We start from the raw sequence: 221 nt of genomic DNA on the forward strand, positions 1-221 counted from the left end.
GTCCATGTTCTTGTGATTACGAATGATCCTTCGCAAGTTCCTGCGACTACAGTGTCTGTGTAGGTCGCGTCTAGTGTTGTAGAACAGTTATCTGCTTCGTCTGTAACATCTCCTGTAATGTTTACTCCAGCATCGTAGTTACATGATGCATCTGTAAATATCTCAATATCTGCAGGTGCAGTAAATGTTGGTGCGATATTATCGGAAACGGTAATGGTTTG

The 221-nt window shown here is 42.1% G+C and carries 1 protein-coding gene; it reads right to left on the reverse strand.

Annotated features, from left to right (window positions below; translation table 11 throughout):
• On the reverse strand, positions 1–221 hold a 221-nt coding region (locus tag ACVC08_RS00230), incomplete at both ends, for a hypothetical protein (protein WP_452600509.1).

The organism is Pontimicrobium sp. MEBiC06410 (assembly GCF_053601615.1).